Below are 15,901 nucleotides of genomic sequence, written 5' to 3' on the forward strand. Positions count from 1 at the left end.
GAGCGCACTGCGCGAAATCGCCTCTATCCGGATTTCTCCTTTTTTGAGGGAAAGCTCCGACGATTTGCCTGTTGGGCTTCATCAGAATCATCCCTGTAAAAAAGGAAAAGGTTCCCCACGTGCCCACGGCGCGGGAGGATCCCTTTAGATTAAATAAACAGACTGGCGGTCAGCCCTCTTCCTCCGGGCAGATGTAGTTCAGCTGGCCCACCGGCTTGCCTTCGCGCAGAAACACACGCGGCACGCGCTTGCCGACCAGGCAGATCATCTCATAATGAATCGTGCCGTCCAGCCGGGCAATCTCATCCACGCCGACCTCGTTCTCGCCATCGCGGCCCCAGATCGTCACCGTCATGCCCGTGCGCACGCCGGGAATATCGGTCACATCCAACATCACCTGATCCATGCACACGCGGCCTACCACGCGCGCGCGTTTTCCGCAGACGAGCATATCGGCCCTGTCGTGCAGGCGGCGGGGATATCCGTCGGCATAGCCGATCGGCACCGTGGCCAGAGTGGTGCGCCGTTCGGTCACAAACTCCCTCCCGTAGCTCACGCTTGTGCCCGGCTCCACCGTTTTCAGCTGAGAAATTACCGTTTTCAGCTCCATCGCGGGGCGCAGGTTCAGATCGCGCCGCAGCTGATCCGACGGCATCAGGCCGTAGAGAATCACACCGGGGCGCACCATGTCGAGATCCAGCTGCGGGTAATCGACGACCGCGCCGCTGTTCGAGCAGTGGCGCAGCTCAAAGGCAATCCCGCGCTGTTTCAGCTTTTTCACCGCGTCGGCAAAGCAGTGATACTGGAGCATGGTGAAATCCTCCCCGGCACCGCCGTCATCCGCAACGGAAAAATGCGTAAAAATCCCCTCCGGGATCAGGCCCGGCTCCTTGCAGACGGCTTCGATTTCAGAAAGCGAATTCCTGTCCCTCTCCGTGCTCTGGTACAAAAAGCCGATGCGGCTCATGCCGCTGTCGAGCTTGATGTGAATCCGCACCCGAACACCGGCCGCCACGGCGCAATCCGAAAGCTCTTTGCCGTATTCCGCGGAAAAAACCGACTGCGAAATCGAAAGCTCCTGCAGGCGCTCCGCCATTTGAGGCGGCGTATAGCCCAAAATCAAAATCGGGCGCAGAATTCCCGCCCGCCGCAGCTGAACCGCTTCCTCCAGATTGGATACCGCAAACCAATCCGCCCCTTTTTTCTGAAACTCACGCGACACAAACGACGCACCGTGGCCGTAAGCGTCCGCCTTCACGACGCAGCAAATCTTTGTTTTGGGGTCGACCGCCGCGCGGATCACATTATAATTGTGATCCAGAGCATCCAGGTTAACCTCCGCCCAGGTACGTTTTAAAAAATGATTCATGCAACACCGGTTCCTTATTTAAAATTCAATTCATTGGGCCAAAGGCCCGTGCTTATTTGTACGGATATGGCTTCTATTATAGTACCGCCGTGTGAAATAATCAACCGCCGCGGGCAAGATAAAACGCTCGAACATCCAAACAAAGAAATTTAAAACCGGCGGATCTTTCGTCATATTTTTAGAATTTTTTCTGAATTTGAGGCATATACTGGTAGAACACTTTTTAAATACCGAAAGAAAAGGGATTGGGGAGGCGATGACATGGAACAGACCATGCAGCTGAATCGCCCTGAAAATCTGGATGATGACCTGTACCGCTGTCTGTACAGCGAACTGAGCACCGGCGTTGACCTGGACGATCTGATTTTCAATGGCGAAGAATGGTACGAAAGCGAGCGTTAGAGGATATGATAACCCAAAACAGGAAGGCTGTCGCAGGGCTCCCGAAGGAGCGGCCGCGACAGCCTTGTTTTTACCGCTTATTGAAAATAGGCAACGCCGGATTCAAAGATCCGCTGATCCTTCGCGCCCGGCACATTCTTATACAGGTTCGCGCCCCGGCGCTCCGAATGGGCCATTTTGCCCAGCACGCGGCCATCGGGGCTGGTGATGCCCTCCACCGCCCACACGGAACCGTTGGGGTTCCACTGGGTCTCGCCGCTGAGAATTCCCTCCGGCGTGGTGTACTGCGTGGCGATCTGGCCGTTCTCCGCCAGGCGGCGCAGCGTTTCCTCATCTGCCACAAACCGGCCCTCGCCGTGCGAAACCGGCACGCAGTACACGTCGCCGGCCTTAATGCCCGCAAACCAGGGCGATTTGACCGAGGTGACGCGCGTGTACGCCATGCGCGAAATGTGGCGGCCAAGCTCGTTGAAGGTCAGCGTGGGCGCGGATTCCGATATCGGCATAATGTGGCCGAACGGAACAAGCCCCAGCTTGATCAGCGCCTGAAAGCCGTTGCAGATGCCGAGCATCAGGCCGTCGCGGTGATACAGCAGATCCTCCACCGCCTGCGAAAGGCGCGGATTGCGGAATGTGGTGGCGATGAATTTGCCGGAGCCGTCCGGCTCGTCTCCGCCGGAAAATCCGCCGGGCAGCATGATGATCTGCGCGCCGCGAATCGCTTTTTCCAATCGGTCGATTGTCTCCTCGATCGCCGACGGCGACAGATTGCGCACAATGAGAACCTCGGGCTCCGCCCCGGCCCTTTCAAACGCGCGGGCCGAATCGTACTCGCAGTTCGTGCCCGGGAACACCGGGATCACCACGCGGGGCTTCGCCGCCCTGACGGCGGGCGCGCCCGCAAAGCGCTCTGTGAACAGCGGCACCTCGGGAGCGGGCACCTCTTTGGTTTTGGTGGGGAAAATCTTTTCGAGCGTACCGGTCCAGGCGGCGAGCAGACGGTCGAGGGAAAGGGTCTCATCCCCCAGCACCACCTCGGGCGCCTCGGTCACAGTGCCCATCTGAGCGGCGCGCAGCTCCTTCGGCAAAACGGCGCCGGGTGCGGCCTCAATCACCAGCGCGCCGCACTGCGGCGCAAACAGCAGTTTTTCGGCCAGTGCGCCGCTTTCAAAGCGGAAGCCCAGCCGGTTGCCGAAGCACATGCGGGCAATGGCGGCGGCCGCGCCGCCCTCGCGCACCACCGAAGCGGCAGCTATGCCGCCCTGCTCTGCCATTTCGCGCACCGCGCGGTAATACTCCCGCAGAGCGGGATAATCCGGCAGGCCGGTCTCCTTCTGCTCCGGCAGCGGCAGCAGATAGACCCTGCCGCCGGGGGCGGAGAACGCCGCCGAAAGCGTGCGGCTCGCCTTTGTCATCGCCACCGCGAAGCTGACGAGCGTGGGCGGAACATCCAGCTCTTCAAACGAGCCGGACATGCTGTCTTTTCCGCCGATTGCGGCAAGGCCCATGCCGACCTGCGCGGAAAACGCGCCCAGCAGCGCGGCCGCCGGCTTGCCCCAGCGCCTGGGGTCCTTGCGCAGGCGCTCGAAATATTCCTGAAACGTCAGCCGCGCGCGCATCGGGTCGGCGCCCACCGCCGCGAGCTTCGACAGGCTTTCCACCACCGCCCAGGCCGCGCCGTGGAACGGACTGAAACGCGAAATGCCGGGAATAAACCCATAGCTCATCGCGGTCGCGTCGTCGGTTTCTCCGCTGAGAACCGGGAGCTTTGCCACCATGGCCTCTTCGGGCGTGCGCTGGTATTTTCCCGCGAAGGGCATCAGCACGGTCGCCGCGCCGATGCTTGCGTCGAACCGCTCCGCAAGGCCCTGCTGCGAGCAGACCTCCAGGCGCGACAGATTCTGCTCGAACGCCTTTGCCAGCGGCTGGCCCGAAAGCTCCGCGGGAACCAGCTCGCGGTAATTTTGAGAAAGATCGGGCGCCGCAATCACCGCCTTCGCGGAAAGCGTCACGCCGTTCGTATCGAGGAACGCGCGGCTCAGATCGACAATCGTGTCGCCGCGCCACTCCATGCGCAGGCGCGGCTGCTCGGTGACCTCGGCCACCACCACCGCCTGCAGGTTTTCTACCTCTGCCAGCGCACAAAAGCGCTCCACATCTTCGGGAGCGAGCACCACGGCCATGCGCTCCTGCGATTCGGAGATCGCGAGCTCGGTGCCGTCGAGGCCCTCATATTTTTTCGGCACGGCGTCCAGCTGAATCTGCAAGCCGGCAGCCAGTTCGCCGATGGCGACGCACACGCCGCCCGCACCGAAATCGTTGCAGCGCTTGATCAGCCTTGCCGCTTCGGGGCTGCGGAACAGGCGCTGAATTTTGCGCTCGGTGGGCGCGTTGCCCTTTTGCACCTCGGCCCCCGCCTCTTTGACGGACTCCAGCGTGTGAGCCTTGGAGGAGCCGGTCGCGCCGCCGCAGCCGTCGCGGCCGGTGCTGCCGCCCAGCAGAACGATCCGGTCACCCGGAACGGGAACGCCGCGCACCACATTTTCTTTCGGGGAAGCGCCGATCACGGCGCCGATCTCCATTCGCTTGGCCACATAGCCGGGGTCGTACAGCTCGGTCACCTGGCCGGTGGCCAAGCCCACCTGGTTGCCGTAGGAGCTGTACCCCTGCGCCGCGCCCACCGTAATTTTGCGCGTGGGCAGCTTACCCGGCAGCGTGTTGGGGTTGCGCGGGTCACCGGAGCCGGTGACCCGCATGGCCTGATACACATATGCGCGGCCGGAAAGCGGGTCGCGGATCGCGCCGCCAAGGCACGTGGCCGCACCGCCGAACGGCTCAATCTCCGTGGGGTGGTTGTGCGTTTCGTTTTTAAACTGTACCAGCCAGATCTCGGTCTTCCCGTCGATCTCGACGGGAACCTCGATGGAGCAGGCGTTGATTTCCTCGCTGACATCCAAATCCGGCAGCCGGCCGCGCCGACGCAGCAGCTTCATGCCCATCACCGCGATGTCCATCAGACAGATCGGCTTCGTCGTGCCCGCAATTTCGACGCGCGCGTCGTAATACTCCCTGAGCGCCCTGTCGATCGCCGGGGCACCCGGCTCCACCTGAATGCTCTCAAGACGGGTGGCAAAGGTCGTATGGCGGCAGTGATCCGACCAATACGTGTCGATCACGCGCAGCTCGGTAATGGAAGGGTCGCGGTGCTCCGTGTCGCGAAAATAATCGCGGCAGAAAATCAAATCCTCGAGGCTCATCGCAAAGCCCATGGAATCGTAATATTCCGAAAGCTTCTCGTCGTCCCACGAAATCAGGCCCTCCACCCGGCTGACCGCCGCGGGCTCCTGCACCCGCAGCTCCAGCGACTCGGGCTTGTCCAGAGAGGCCTCGCGGGATTCCACGGGGTTAATGAGGTAGCGCTTGATTTCGGCAAGCTCGGCGTCGCTCACACTCCCCAGCAGAACGATCATTTTGGCAGACGCGACCTGCGGGCGCTCCCCCGCGGTCAGCAGCTGCACGCACTGGGCGGCGGAATCCGCCCGCTGGTCGTACTGGCCTGGCAGGTATTCGGTTGCAAACACCCGCGCGCCCTCGGGCACCGGGTATTCCTCGTCATACACATTATCCGCGTTCGGCTCCGAAAAAATCGTGCCCCGCGCCGCCTCAAACTCCTCCGGTGAAAGGCCGGAAATATCGTACCGGTTCACAATGCGAACCCCGGTAAGGCCGGCAATCCCCAAATTCTGCTGCAAATCCTCTTTCAGATGCTGCGCTTCCACATGAAAGCCCGGCTTTTTCTCCACAAATACCCTGATGACCGCCATTGAATCCCCCGTTCCGGCCGCCAAAGCGGCCTGTCCTGTTCATTTTAAAGTCGCGGCCGTCAGCCTCCCCCGCCTGCGGCCGGGGAGGCTGACGCCGTACTTTCATCATCGCATTCCAGATGGATTGATTCCACCCCTATTTTAACATAGTTTGTCACCGGATAAAATAGAAAAATCCCCTAAAAAACGCTGCGGAGGCAAATCGCTTTCCGCATAATATGCCCCTTTCCTCCGGCTTAAAATGGGCAAAATTCGCAAACAGCATCAAAACGCACGGCCGCGTCTGTTTTTTGCGAAAAATCGGCTGGAAAATGCAATACCGGCCTGCCTGTTTCTTGCCAATTGTCGTTCCGCATGTTATACTGATACATAAGCTAAATCAAGCTCCTTACCGCATTTGGAGGAGGTTACAGACTCTGTGGCACAAACAAAACCCGAAAGCGAAACGATACGGATACATACGTTGGGTAAATTCAGTATACAGCGCGGGGAACATGTTCTGACGCAGTCGAGCGGGAAGCCGAAGCAGGTGTGGCTTTTGATCGAGTATTTGATTGCCAACCGCAATGCCGGCCCCAGAATTGAACAGCTGATTCAGGCTCTGTGGGCGGATTCCCGCTCAAGCGCAGACCCGATGAATGCCCTGAAGAACTTGGTTTACCGCGCCAGAGATCTGCTCAGAAAAGGGCTTCATGACGATGAAACTGAATTTATCATCTATTCGCAGGGTTCGTATCTGTGGAATCCCGAGCTGCACTGTGTGGTGGATGAGGAGGAGTTTCGCCGCCTTTCTGCTTTGGCCGGACTGCCCGGGCAGAAAGCGGCGCGGCAAATTGCCCTGTACCAGCAGGCGATTACACAGTATCGGGGGGATTTTCTGCCGAATTCCAGCTACTCCTCGTGGGTGATTGCCCGCCGGGAGGAGTTGACCGGTCTTTACCTGCAAAGTGTGCGCAGCCTTTGTCTGCTGCTCGAAGAAGCGCAGGAGTACACGGAGATGATCGCTCTGTGCGAATCTGCAACCGCTCTGGTTCCCTTCGACGAATCCCTGCACAAATATCTGACCGGCTCGTATTTGCGCACCGGCCAGAACAGCAAGGCTCTGGCCCATTATCACTATGTTACCGAACTGTTTTACCGGGAGCTCGGTGTGAACATCTCAAAGAATCTTCGCGACCTGTACCGCCAGATTACAAAGACGGTTCACAAGGCGGAGCTGGATCTCTCTGTGATTAAAGAGAGCCTGCGCGAAGAGGCTGACAATGCCGGGGCATATTACTGTGATTACGAGATCTTTAAAAATCTGTATCGAATTCAGGCCCGGAGCCTGACTCGAACGGGTCAATCCATCATCGTGGCGCTGATGACGCTGATGGATGACAACGGAATGATCGTAAACGGCTCGGAAGCGGTATCCGCCGTAAACCTGTTTCGAGAGGTGATTGTGCATAATCTGCGCAAGGGCGACGCCGTGGCCGCGTACAGTTCATCTCAGTTTATCCTGATGCTGCCCCTGACGAATCTGGAAAACGCAGAGGGCATTATGCAGCGCATTACGCGTAAATTTGAAACCTCCTATAAAAAGAAAGACCTGAAAATCATTTTTACGCTGCGGCCGATAGAACCGCTTGAAAAATAGTCTTTTTTCCGTATGATCGCGCCGCGCTTTACGCAGCGGCGCGCCACCGGGTTCTTTTTTTGGCCGGGAAGGGAAAAACATTAAATGAATCGATTGCAGGAACTGGTTTCTGCGCCAAACGGAATCAACCGTTACGAGGTAAATTTCATTCGCATCGACTCTTACCGCAACCGCGAAATGCAGGGAGCTTTTTACAGCCCATACTACAAAAAGAGCGCTCCTTTTTCGAGTGAACTCGAGTTTTTAAAGCTGCTGAACCAATGGATGGATTCCAAAGAAATTCCACAGTCCACCACGCGGCTTCGCAAATTTTCCAAAAGAACCAACAACAGACGGTCAAGGGAGGAATCCCCCGTGAAGCACCCCTCGCAAGACCCCCGCGAGCTTTTAACCACCTCCGGAGAATGGAACCTGCAGGAGCAGCCCGAAGGCAGCACGACCTTTATTGTGCAGGTGTCCATGCGGCAAAATTCCACCTGGCAGGGCACGCTGCAGCGAACGGACACCAACCAGGTTCGTCCCTTTCAAAGTACGCTCGAACTGCTGCTGCTGATGACCAGTGCGCTGGAGGGAGCCTTGTCCTCCCCCTGGGACGACGAGCCCTCCGCCGACAGCGGCGCACCCTGCCACTGAATTCAAACGGATCATTTTGATACGCACAAACACATATCCCCCCGCCTTCAGCGGGGGGATATGTGTTTGTAAAAATAAATTGATCCCCAAAAGTGAGACTGCTCTTCGGTTGAGTAGCCGAAAGGACCTTTTGTCTGCGAAATTCAGGCGGCAAGCCCCTTTTTCTTTGCCCTGCCGCCTGCAGCTGAGGTGCTGTTCCGTTTCTCCGCACTCTCCCGGCGATGCGTTGCAGCCCCGCAGAAAGGAGAGGGTTCGCCTGCGGCGGATGCTTTTGCTACAGGATGGACAGCACCCGCCTGAGCACCTGCTGGTAGGATTCTTCGAGATGCTCGTTCATCAGCTGCACCGCCTTCTGTCGGTCATTTTTCAGAATCGCGTCGATGATATCGGTATGCTCCTGATGGCGCGGTCTGTATTTTCGGTTCTGCTCAAGCATGTACATCCGAACCAGAGTCAAATAATCCAGGCTGTTAGACAGCAGCTTTGCCGCATACTGATTGTTCAGGCAGGTGATCAGCACCATATGAACCTCGTTGTCAAGCTCGACAATCTTCCTGCTCTCCTGAACAGGAGAGGAACAGATCGTTACGAATTTTTTACGTGTCTCCAGCAGCCAGCTGCGGTCAATATTCTGCATACCCTTTTTCAGCGCGTAAGGCTCCAAAATTTGACGGATTTCGTAAATATCCTGCAGGCGTTTGGGCGAAATGTGGGCGATTCGGTAGCCCTTGCGGAATTGCCTCGTGATCAGGGTTTCGCTTTCCAGCAGAAGAAACGCGTCGCGGATGGCTTTTTGGCTGAAAGTGGGATATTTCATTCGTATTTTTGCTTCACTGATCGCCTCCCCGGGATTACAGCATTCATAAATGATGTACTTCTTGACAAGAGTATACGCTGAATCGTTTCGGTTTTCCAATTGCATGTTTGCCCTCACTTACCTTATTAGAAATAAATTAAGGGGCAGGGGAATTTGAGCCTGTGTGTATTATTATACTAATTGTTTTTCGACAAAAAGTCAATTTTTATTATATAATAGTTACATTTTTTATTTTTGTATAACTATTTTTATATTTAACTATAACAAAAAGGTTATGGTGAATTCTGGGAAAACCCAAAACAGCCCACGGTCAGCCTTTTCTATGCGTCGCAAAAGCGGAATCCATGCGTACAACACTTATCATATTGCGGCAAACCGATCCGGCGCGAACGGACGGCATCGCCGGCGGTTTCGCATTCGCTTCCAAAGCTTTCCGTTTTGAAATGGATTCCTGATAGAACAAATCCTCCACTCAGGGCATTTACAAGAGATCGTTCCTCGCCCGGCGGCGTTGCCGAACAACTGCGATTCTTGGAAACGCCCTGACTGGAGGAATGCACACGGTCAGCGTCCTGTTACTTCTGGTGCTCGCGGATGTACTTCGCCATCTTCAAATCTTCGCGCTTGATGTGGTTGACCAGCCAGCCGCCGATTGCGGTATTGACCTTGGCCACCAGCGCTATGTTTGCCCCATTCTGGCCCAGCTCCTGCTGAAGGTCGCGAATGATCTTTTTGTATTCCTCATGGAATTTGTGGTGCTTCTCGTACTCCGGGTACGCATACTGGCGCTGCAGCTTTTCTTCGTCGGAGAAATGATTGTCCACATATTTGCTCAGAAAATCGAGCGTTTTGCCGATCTCCGCACGCCCCTGCCCCTTGGAGCAGGCTTCTAATAATGCGTTGATCGCGTCAAACAGCTGCTTGTGCTGCGTATCGATCATGCTGTTATTGGTCATCAGATCACTTGTCAACGTATAAGCCATTTCTAGCACTCCTCTATATTCCGGCGCAGCGGGCGCTCATTGGCACCCGCTGCGGCCCGGTATTCCGTTTCTTTGAAAGCCATATGCAAACGACGAGCCCGTTTTACAGCTCCGCTTTCCACAAGCCGTGCAGATTGCAGTAGGCGTAAACCACCGCGTGAGTAGCCTCTCCCTCGCGGTACACAAAATTGCAGGGATTCCCCTCACAGTTGGGCACGATCTCATCATTTTTGCCCGCGAAGATTTCTTCGTGAACCTCGCCCGGATGATACGCAAATTCTGCCCTCGGCTTGTCGCCCGGGTGCAGCTTGACGATTTCCAGCCGGTCGCCGTCTTCCAACGCAATCCACTCGATATAGTGCTCGGCGGTCATCGGGTGCTCCACAGAGCCGACCTCAACAATCAGGCGGCCGTTCTCCTCACGGGCCACCGGCACATGCTTTTCGTGCGCGGCGTCGGTCACATTGGCCTGCAGCTGTACCATCGGGTCCCCGCAGCAGGTTAATGTGCCGCCCCCAAAGCCGATGAGCGCGACCAGATTCCCGCAATGTTTACACTGATAAAAAACAGCAGATTTCATATTTTCCACTCCCTTTTCAAGTTTGGACACAGCCGCTCCGCCCCAAAGCCGCGACAGCCGCCGCAGGACAAATTGCAGCCGTTCTGTTTGACTGACGAATGAGATCTCTTGCCAGAAATTTCAATTTCATCTTATCGCTTTTTCGACCAAAACGCAAGGGGTTTCCGCCGATTTGAGGAAATAAATAATAATCGTTATTGTTTTATGAGATTTTTCTACAGTATTTTCCCATCGCCATTTCCGCTTCATCCGGCAGAAAACCGGAACGCCGTGGAAGGCGCAAAAAAGCCGACCTGACAAGCAGGCCGGCGAGCGGGCCAAGGCCGAATATCGGCATGGCGGTTTTATGCTTTTGCCGTTTTGGCCATGGAACGCAGGAATTTAGCCGCTTCCGTCCCGGCCTTTGCGCCCTCGTAGACGGCCTTGGAAACCTGAAGCAGGCCCCCCGTGCAGTCCCCGGCCGCATAAAGCCCCGGAATATTCGTCGCCATATTCTCATCGACGACAATTTTGTTGTTTTCCACCTCCGCCCCAAGCTTGCGGGCAAGATCGGTACTGCCGGCCACGCCAACGGCCACGAACGCGCCCTCGGCGGGCAGAGAGGTGCCGTCCTCAAAGCGCACGCCGCTCAGAACCTGGTCGCCGTCGAGCGACTCAATCCCCTTGGTGCACAGCCCGATGCCCTCCGGCACAGAAGCAAGCATCTTCTTGCCGTTGGTGAGAACCGTAACGGATTTTGAGGTATGCAGCAGCTCGAGCGCTTCGTGGATGGCGTAGTCGCCGTTGCCCAGAACCACTACCTCTTTGTTACGGTAGAAAAAGCCGTCGCATACGGCACAGTAGCTCACGCCATGACCCTCCAGCTCCCGCAGGCCGCGGATGCGCGGTGTGGAACGGGTGGAGCCCGTCGCGAGGATGAGCGCGTCCGCAGGGTATTCGCCGCGCGTGGTTTTGACCACCAGACGCCCGTCATACGAAATGCCCACCACTTCATCCTCCACCATCTGGGCGCCCAGGCGTTTGGCCTGCTGCAGCCCGGTCTGTACCAGCTCGGCTCCGGTGATCGGTTCGGGGAATCCGTAGTAATTCTCGATCTTCTCCACCTTTTCAAGCGTCCCGTTGTCCTTGCCGATAATTGTCGTTGCCATTCCGGCGCGCAGGGTATAAAGAGCGGCCGAGATACCAGCGGGGCCTCTGCCGACGATCACGATGTTTGCCATGATTGAGCCTCTCCTTTTCCGATTTCGATGTTCAATGGAATTTTATTCTAATTATTATAGTATAGTATATCATTTTCCAAAAGAAAAGTATCGTGATCAAGTTACAAATCTCATTTTCTCAATAGAAACCATCAAACCACCGTATGCGAAGCCTTGAAAAACTGTCGGAATCACAGTGGTTTTCTTTCCGGAATCGGTATATAATAAATTTGTGGCAGGAAAATTCTGCTGTTTGGTTTACAAGCAAAACATAATTCCAGCGTCTGTAAGGAGGATTCTTATGCCGAAACGAATGCCTGCGCTGTTTGTGGGACATGGCTCCCCGATGAACGCGGTGGAAAACAACAAACATACGAAAAAGTGGCAGGAAATCGGCCGTCAGCTGGCGCGCCCGCGGGCCATCCTGATGATTTCGGCACACTGGTACACCCACGGAACCAGAATCATGGATACCAAAACGCCGCGGCTGGTGTACGATATGTACGGCTTTCCGGAGGAGCTGTACCGGGTGCAATACCCCTCGCCCGGCTCGCCGGAATTGGCAGGCCGCGCGCAGGAGCTGCTCTCTGTTCCCGTGCAGACGGACAACAGCTGGGGAATCGACCATGGCGCGTGGTCCGTGCTGTGCCGCCTGTTCCCGGAGGCCAACATCCCCGTGGTTCAGCTGAGTGTGGACGGCACTACCGACGCACAGGCGCATTTTGAGATGGGGCGGGAGCTGTCTGCCCTGCGGGACGAGGGAGTTATGATCATCGGCAGCGGAAACGTCGTGCATAATCTGGCGAAAATCCAGTGGGGAACAGAGAGTGGATTTTCGTGGGCCGAGGAATTTGACGGCTATATTCGGGACAAAATCGAGAAGAAAGAATTCCCCGATGTGGTGGATTACAAAAAAGCCGGTTCCTGCGCCAAAATGGCGTTCCCCATGCCCGACCACTTCTACCCCCTGCTGTATGCTTTGGGGGCGTCGAACGAGGCGGATCGGCTGACTGTTTTCAACGACGATTGTCTGATGGGTTCGCTGTCTATGACCAGCTACCTGTTCCAGCCGTAAACGTGGGCGGCCCTGTGAGCCGTGCTGAAAGTGAAAGGAGCAAATATATTTATGGACACCATTAAAATTGTAGGATTTACCGGAAGCCTGCGCAAGGGCTCTTACAACCGCGGCGCGCTGCGCGCGGCCGGGGAGCTGCTGCCGCAGGGCGCCGAGCTTGAGATTCTGGATCTTTCCGAGATTCCCTTTTTCAACCAGGATTTGGAGGGCGGTGAGCTGCCGGTCTCTGTGACGGAGTTTAAGAAAAAGATTGCCGGGGCCGACGCTCTTCTGATCGCGACGCCCGAATACAACTATTCCATTCCCCCCGTGCTGAAAAACGCGTTGGACTGGGCGTCCCGCGACGCTACGAGGCCGCTTTCCGGCAAGCCCGCGGCGCTCTTCAGCGTTTCCAGCAGCGCGCTGGGCGGCGCCCGCGCACAGTATCATCTGCGCCAGGTGGCCGTGGTTCTGAACCTGAAGCTTTTAAACCAGCCGGAGGTCTTTATCTCTTTCGCGCGGGAGAAGTTTGATGCCGACGGCAACCTGCAGGACGAGAATACGAAAAAATATCTGTCCGCCCTTGTAAACGCGCTGGTCGATCTGGCCAGAGCGGAGAAATAATCCGGGCGAGGCATCCCATGCAATCCGAACGAAGAGAACAACCTATGAAAAGCCGCCGCGGTCAGCTGCCGCGCTCCCCCCGGGGAGCGCGCAGTCTGCGCGTGTCACTGACGCCGCAGGAACGGAAGCAGTTTGAACGGTACGCGCGCCAGCTTCTCGATCACCCGCAGGTGCTCCAGATGGAGCGATTTATTCAGCACGGCTCGGTCAGCTGCCTGGAGCACAGCGTGGCGGTCGCCGAGCTGAGCTTCTGGATTTGCCGCAGGCTGGGGCTGCGCGCCGATTGGAACAGCCTGGTGCGCGGCGCGCTGCTGCACGACTTTTTTCTGTACGACTGGCATGATAAGGCGCCGGATCGCCCCGGGCTGCACGGCTTTACGCACCCCAAAACGGCGTTGAAAAATGCCGAGCGCCTGTTCCCGCTCACTGAGCGGGAACGCGATATTATTGAAAAGCACATGTGGCCCCTCACGCTCGGCAGCTGCCCCAGATTCCGCGAATCCGCGGTTGTCTGCGCGGCAGACAAATGCTGCTCCCTGTGGGAGACCCTTTTCTGCCGTTCCTCCGGAATATCCTGAACGGGCAGACGACAAAAGCAGGCGGGGCCAGTCGGGCCCCGCCTGCTTTTTCTAAAGGATACGTTATTCGCCAAGCCACCCGGCCCCCCAAAAGGGCACGCCGGGTGGTTTTTTCCGTTCGCATCGTCATTTTCAGGAAAGCGTGCGCAGAGCGGTTTCTTTGCTGCGGGTTTCCAACCGGCGGGCCCGCGCCTGCTCCTTCATGAGGATTTCACGCAGCGTCTGCAGGCGAAACCGGTTGTAGCGCTGAATGCACACAAACGGCAGATTCCCAAGAAAAATCAGCCCGGAGAAAACAAGACCCATCACCCACGAGGAATTGACGAGGATCACCACAACCACGCAGATGCAGTTTTTCAGGTGCATCCATTCCCCACGGCAGGTTTCGAGCATAAACTCGTCGAGATATTCCGGGGAGACGTGCGTCAAATGCTTTTTCGAGAAGCCGTCTTTTCCAATATACTGGGGAACGCTGTCTTTCCATAACTGAATTTTTAGATAAGTGCGGTACCACCGGCCGTTTTGCTCCCAGCGGAACGCCTGGTAACGGTTCTTCGAGGGGTCAAACGTCTGCTTCGGTAGCTTTACGCAGGCAAAAAACACCACACAATGCCACATGGTGATCATCATAACATTCCATACGATCGCGTGAGTCAGAGTAGCATTCTTAAACATAACCATTCCTTCTTCAAACAGAGCAGCAAGTGCTTTTCGTTAAGTGACCATCACTGAACCGGCTTCCGGGAATTCCACCTGTATTTCTGGAAGCGGCGGCCGGTGACTCCGAGCTCTCAGTCGCTCAAATCTGCGCTTTCGCTTACGCCGAGAGGATACTATTATCATAGTCTTTTATACAATAATAATGTTAACAAAATATGAACGAAACGTTTCTTCCGTGCTTTCTCTCCCTCTATTGCGGCCTTGCGGCGCGGTGTGGTACTATAAGAAAAACGGGTTCTTTCCACATTTCCCGGAATCGAAAGGGCGTTCCCAATGAAAACACGATGCCTGCTTCTTATGATTGTATGCGCTGTTCTGATGGGTTATCCCTGCCATGCCGCCGCAGCGGCGGCAGAATATTTTTCGGCAGCCCTTTCCGCCACATCCGTTTTTCCCGGCGAAACCGTGCGCGTGGAGCTTTCGGCAAATTCCGGCGTACTGGCGCAGGGCGACCTGCCAGCCGCGTTTCGCACACGGCTGGAGTACGACAGCGCACGGCTGCATTTTTTGCGCACGGAAACCTCAGATCAGCTGCAAAGCGGCTCGTTTCAGTTTTACGACGACGGCGAGAGCGTGACCGGCGTGTACGCCTGCGACGGTCTTTCTGCACCCAGGCTGAACGGCGTGTGCGTCGCTTTCATTTTTGCCGTACCGGAGGAAGCCGACCCCGGCTCCGCCGGAATTTCGGTTCAGATTGACCAAACTGCCGACTGGGCAGAGCGCCTGCTGCCGCAGTACGACGAAGAAACGCAGCTCTCCTTTTCCATTCGGCCCGCTTTGTCGCAGGATGCGAGCCTGTCGAAGCTGGTGCCTTCCACCGGCAGGCTGCGCCCCGATTTTTCTCCCGATATCGCCGAATACGAGCTGCGGGTCGGCTCGAATGTCAGCTCCGTAAAATTTCAGGCGGACGCGGCGGACGGCGGATCCGTGCGCGTGAACCGACAGTCGCTGCAGCGGGCTGGGGAAACGACCGAAATCGTTGTGACCGTGACCGCGGAGAACAAAAAGAGCAAGTCGCAGTACCTGATCCGCGTGAACCGCGCCGAACCGCCGGACTCCGCGGAACCGGAGGAAAGTGCCCGGCCCGCGCCATCCTCCCCGGAAAAAGGAAGCGCCGGAACGCACATTGCGGAAAAGCCCTCCTCCGCGCAGAAAAACGGCGGCAGCGGCACTTTCAAGAGCTCCGGCGGCAGTTCTTCCAAATCCGCCTCCACCAAATCCGCTTCCTCCAAGTCCTCTTCAAAAGCTTCGCAGAAGGGCGCCTCCTCCCCCTCCCCAGTATATTCAGAAACAACGGCTGGGCCGGAGGCCGTGCCGGCGGGCGGCACAAGAAACCTGTACATCGTCGGCGGGCAGGCGGATAACCTGCCGATTTGGATTCTGGCCTGCTGCGTCATGGTGCTGACCGCACTGACGGCCTGGAACGCCTGGAACAGCAGAGGAAAGCGCTGACCGGCCGCAAACCGGATGCCCCCGCTT

Annotated in this window: 14 protein-coding genes; 7 read left to right on the forward strand and 7 right to left on the reverse strand. The window is 56.9% G+C overall.

Annotation, left to right across the window (positions count from 1 at the left end; all coding sequences use genetic code 11):
• Positions 1–169 precede the first annotated feature (169 nt).
• On the reverse strand, positions 170–1,369 hold the full coding sequence (gene alr / locus G340_RS0105005) for an alanine racemase (protein WP_020072563.1): 1,200 nt from the start codon (positions 1,367–1,369) through the stop codon (positions 170–172).
• Positions 1,370–1,630: 261 nt separating this feature from the next.
• On the opposite strand from alr, the gene G340_RS18205 reads away from it, so the two are divergent.
• On the forward strand, positions 1,631–1,771 hold the full coding sequence (locus tag G340_RS18205; RefSeq protein ID WP_020072564.1) for a hypothetical protein: 141 nt from the start codon (positions 1,631–1,633) through the stop codon (positions 1,769–1,771).
• A 77-nt stretch (positions 1,772–1,848) separates the two neighbouring features.
• On the opposite strand, the gene G340_RS0105015 is transcribed toward G340_RS18205, so the two are convergent.
• Positions 1,849–5,595 (reverse strand): phosphoribosylformylglycinamidine synthase, encoded by a 3,747-nt coding sequence (locus tag G340_RS0105015; protein WP_020072565.1) that lies wholly within the window; start codon positions 5,593–5,595, stop codon positions 1,849–1,851.
• Between the two features lie 418 nt (positions 5,596–6,013).
• On the opposite strand from G340_RS0105015, the gene G340_RS0105020 reads away from it, so the two are divergent.
• Both G340_RS0105020 and G340_RS17220 read left to right on the forward strand, forming a co-directional pair.
• Positions 6,014–7,234 carry a BTAD domain-containing putative transcriptional regulator gene (locus tag G340_RS0105020; RefSeq protein ID WP_020072566.1) on the forward strand — a complete coding sequence of 407 codons (1,221 nt, stop codon included), beginning with the start codon at positions 6,014–6,016 and terminating at the stop codon, positions 7,232–7,234.
• Positions 7,235–7,318: 84 nt separating this feature from the next.
• A complete protein-coding gene (locus tag G340_RS17220) occupies positions 7,319–7,867 on the forward strand; it encodes a hypothetical protein (RefSeq protein WP_020072567.1) in 549 nt (182 codons plus the stop codon).
• 274 nt (positions 7,868–8,141) lie between these two features.
• On the opposite strand, the gene G340_RS0105030 is transcribed toward G340_RS17220, so the two are convergent.
• The 4 genes from G340_RS0105030 to G340_RS0105045 all read right to left on the reverse strand — a co-directional run bounded on the left by G340_RS0105030 (position 8,142) and on the right by G340_RS0105045 (position 11,467).
• The gene (locus tag G340_RS0105030; RefSeq protein ID WP_326522324.1) at positions 8,142–8,684 is read right to left on the reverse strand and encodes a GntR family transcriptional regulator; all 543 of its coding nucleotides are present in this window, start codon (positions 8,682–8,684) and stop codon (positions 8,142–8,144) included.
• Positions 8,685–9,259: 575 nt separating this feature from the next.
• The gene (locus tag G340_RS0105035; RefSeq protein ID WP_020072569.1) at positions 9,260–9,667 is read right to left on the reverse strand and encodes a hemerythrin family protein; all 408 of its coding nucleotides are present in this window, start codon (positions 9,665–9,667) and stop codon (positions 9,260–9,262) included.
• Positions 9,668–9,770: 103 nt separating this feature from the next.
• Complete coding sequence (locus G340_RS0105040; protein WP_020072570.1) at positions 9,771–10,247, reverse strand: desulfoferrodoxin family protein; 477 nt, start codon at positions 10,245–10,247, stop codon at positions 9,771–9,773.
• A 344-nt stretch (positions 10,248–10,591) separates the two neighbouring features.
• A complete protein-coding gene (locus G340_RS0105045) occupies positions 10,592–11,467 on the reverse strand; it encodes an NAD(P)/FAD-dependent oxidoreductase (protein ID WP_020072571.1) in 876 nt (291 codons plus the stop codon).
• Between the two features lie 280 nt (positions 11,468–11,747).
• On the opposite strand from G340_RS0105045, the gene ygiD reads away from it, so the two are divergent.
• From ygiD to G340_RS0105060, 3 genes are read left to right on the forward strand one after another with little or no spacing between them, the layout of a single operon-like run.
• A complete protein-coding gene (gene ygiD, locus G340_RS0105050) occupies positions 11,748–12,521 on the forward strand; it encodes a 4,5-DOPA-extradiol-dioxygenase (protein ID WP_020072572.1) in 774 nt (257 codons plus the stop codon).
• A 51-nt stretch (positions 12,522–12,572) separates the two neighbouring features.
• Complete coding sequence (locus G340_RS0105055; RefSeq protein ID WP_020072573.1) at positions 12,573–13,124, forward strand: NADPH-dependent FMN reductase; 552 nt, start codon at positions 12,573–12,575, stop codon at positions 13,122–13,124.
• Positions 13,125–13,168: 44 nt separating this feature from the next.
• On the forward strand, positions 13,169–13,702 hold the full coding sequence (locus G340_RS0105060; protein WP_020072574.1) for an HD domain-containing protein: 534 nt from the start codon (positions 13,169–13,171) through the stop codon (positions 13,700–13,702).
• A 132-nt stretch (positions 13,703–13,834) separates the two neighbouring features.
• Here the strand turns inward: G340_RS0105060 and G340_RS0105065 are convergent, their stop codons facing one another.
• Positions 13,835–14,377, reverse strand: a complete 543-nt coding sequence (locus tag G340_RS0105065; RefSeq protein WP_020072575.1) for a glycosyl-4,4'-diaponeurosporenoate acyltransferase CrtO family protein — start codon at positions 14,375–14,377, stop codon at positions 13,835–13,837.
• Between the two features lie 342 nt (positions 14,378–14,719).
• Between G340_RS0105065 and G340_RS0105070 the strand changes: the two genes are divergently transcribed.
• Positions 14,720–15,874 carry a cadherin-like beta sandwich domain-containing protein gene (locus G340_RS0105070; RefSeq protein ID WP_326522325.1) on the forward strand — a complete coding sequence of 385 codons (1,155 nt, stop codon included), beginning with the start codon at positions 14,720–14,722 and terminating at the stop codon, positions 15,872–15,874.
• Positions 15,875–15,901: the final 27 nt, after the last annotated feature.

This window comes from Faecalispora sporosphaeroides DSM 1294 (assembly GCA_000383295.1).
GTDB classification, from domain to species: domain Bacteria; phylum Bacillota; class Clostridia; order Oscillospirales; family Acutalibacteraceae; genus Faecalispora; species Faecalispora sporosphaeroides.

Coding starts and splice junctions, on each gene's coding strand:
- G340_RS0105055 (WP_020072573.1), top strand. CDS start 12,573: ATGGACACCATTAAAATTGTAGGATTTACCGGAAGCCTGCGCAAGGGC.
- G340_RS0105015 (WP_020072565.1), bottom strand. CDS start 5,595: ATGGCGGTCATCAGGGTATTTGTGGAGAAAAAGCCGGGCTTTCATGTG.
- G340_RS17220 (WP_020072567.1), top strand. CDS start 7,319: ATGAATCGATTGCAGGAACTGGTTTCTGCGCCAAACGGAATCAACCGT.
- G340_RS0105070 (WP_326522325.1), top strand. CDS start 14,720: ATGATTGTATGCGCTGTTCTGATGGGTTATCCCTGCCATGCCGCCGCA.
- G340_RS0105065 (WP_020072575.1), bottom strand. CDS start 14,377: ATGTTTAAGAATGCTACTCTGACTCACGCGATCGTATGGAATGTTATG.
- G340_RS0105040 (WP_020072570.1), bottom strand. CDS start 10,247: ATGAAATCTGCTGTTTTTTATCAGTGTAAACATTGCGGGAATCTGGTC.
- alr (WP_020072563.1), bottom strand. CDS start 1,369: ATGAATCATTTTTTAAAACGTACCTGGGCGGAGGTTAACCTGGATGCT.
- G340_RS0105030 (WP_326522324.1), bottom strand. CDS start 8,684: ATGAAATATCCCACTTTCAGCCAAAAAGCCATCCGCGACGCGTTTCTT.
- G340_RS0105045 (WP_020072571.1), bottom strand. CDS start 11,467: ATGGCAAACATCGTGATCGTCGGCAGAGGCCCCGCTGGTATCTCGGCC.
- G340_RS18205 (WP_020072564.1), top strand. CDS start 1,631: ATGGAACAGACCATGCAGCTGAATCGCCCTGAAAATCTGGATGATGAC.
- ygiD (WP_020072572.1), top strand. CDS start 11,748: ATGCCGAAACGAATGCCTGCGCTGTTTGTGGGACATGGCTCCCCGATG.
- G340_RS0105060 (WP_020072574.1), top strand. CDS start 13,169: ATGAAAAGCCGCCGCGGTCAGCTGCCGCGCTCCCCCCGGGGAGCGCGC.
- G340_RS0105035 (WP_020072569.1), bottom strand. CDS start 9,667: ATGGCTTATACGTTGACAAGTGATCTGATGACCAATAACAGCATGATC.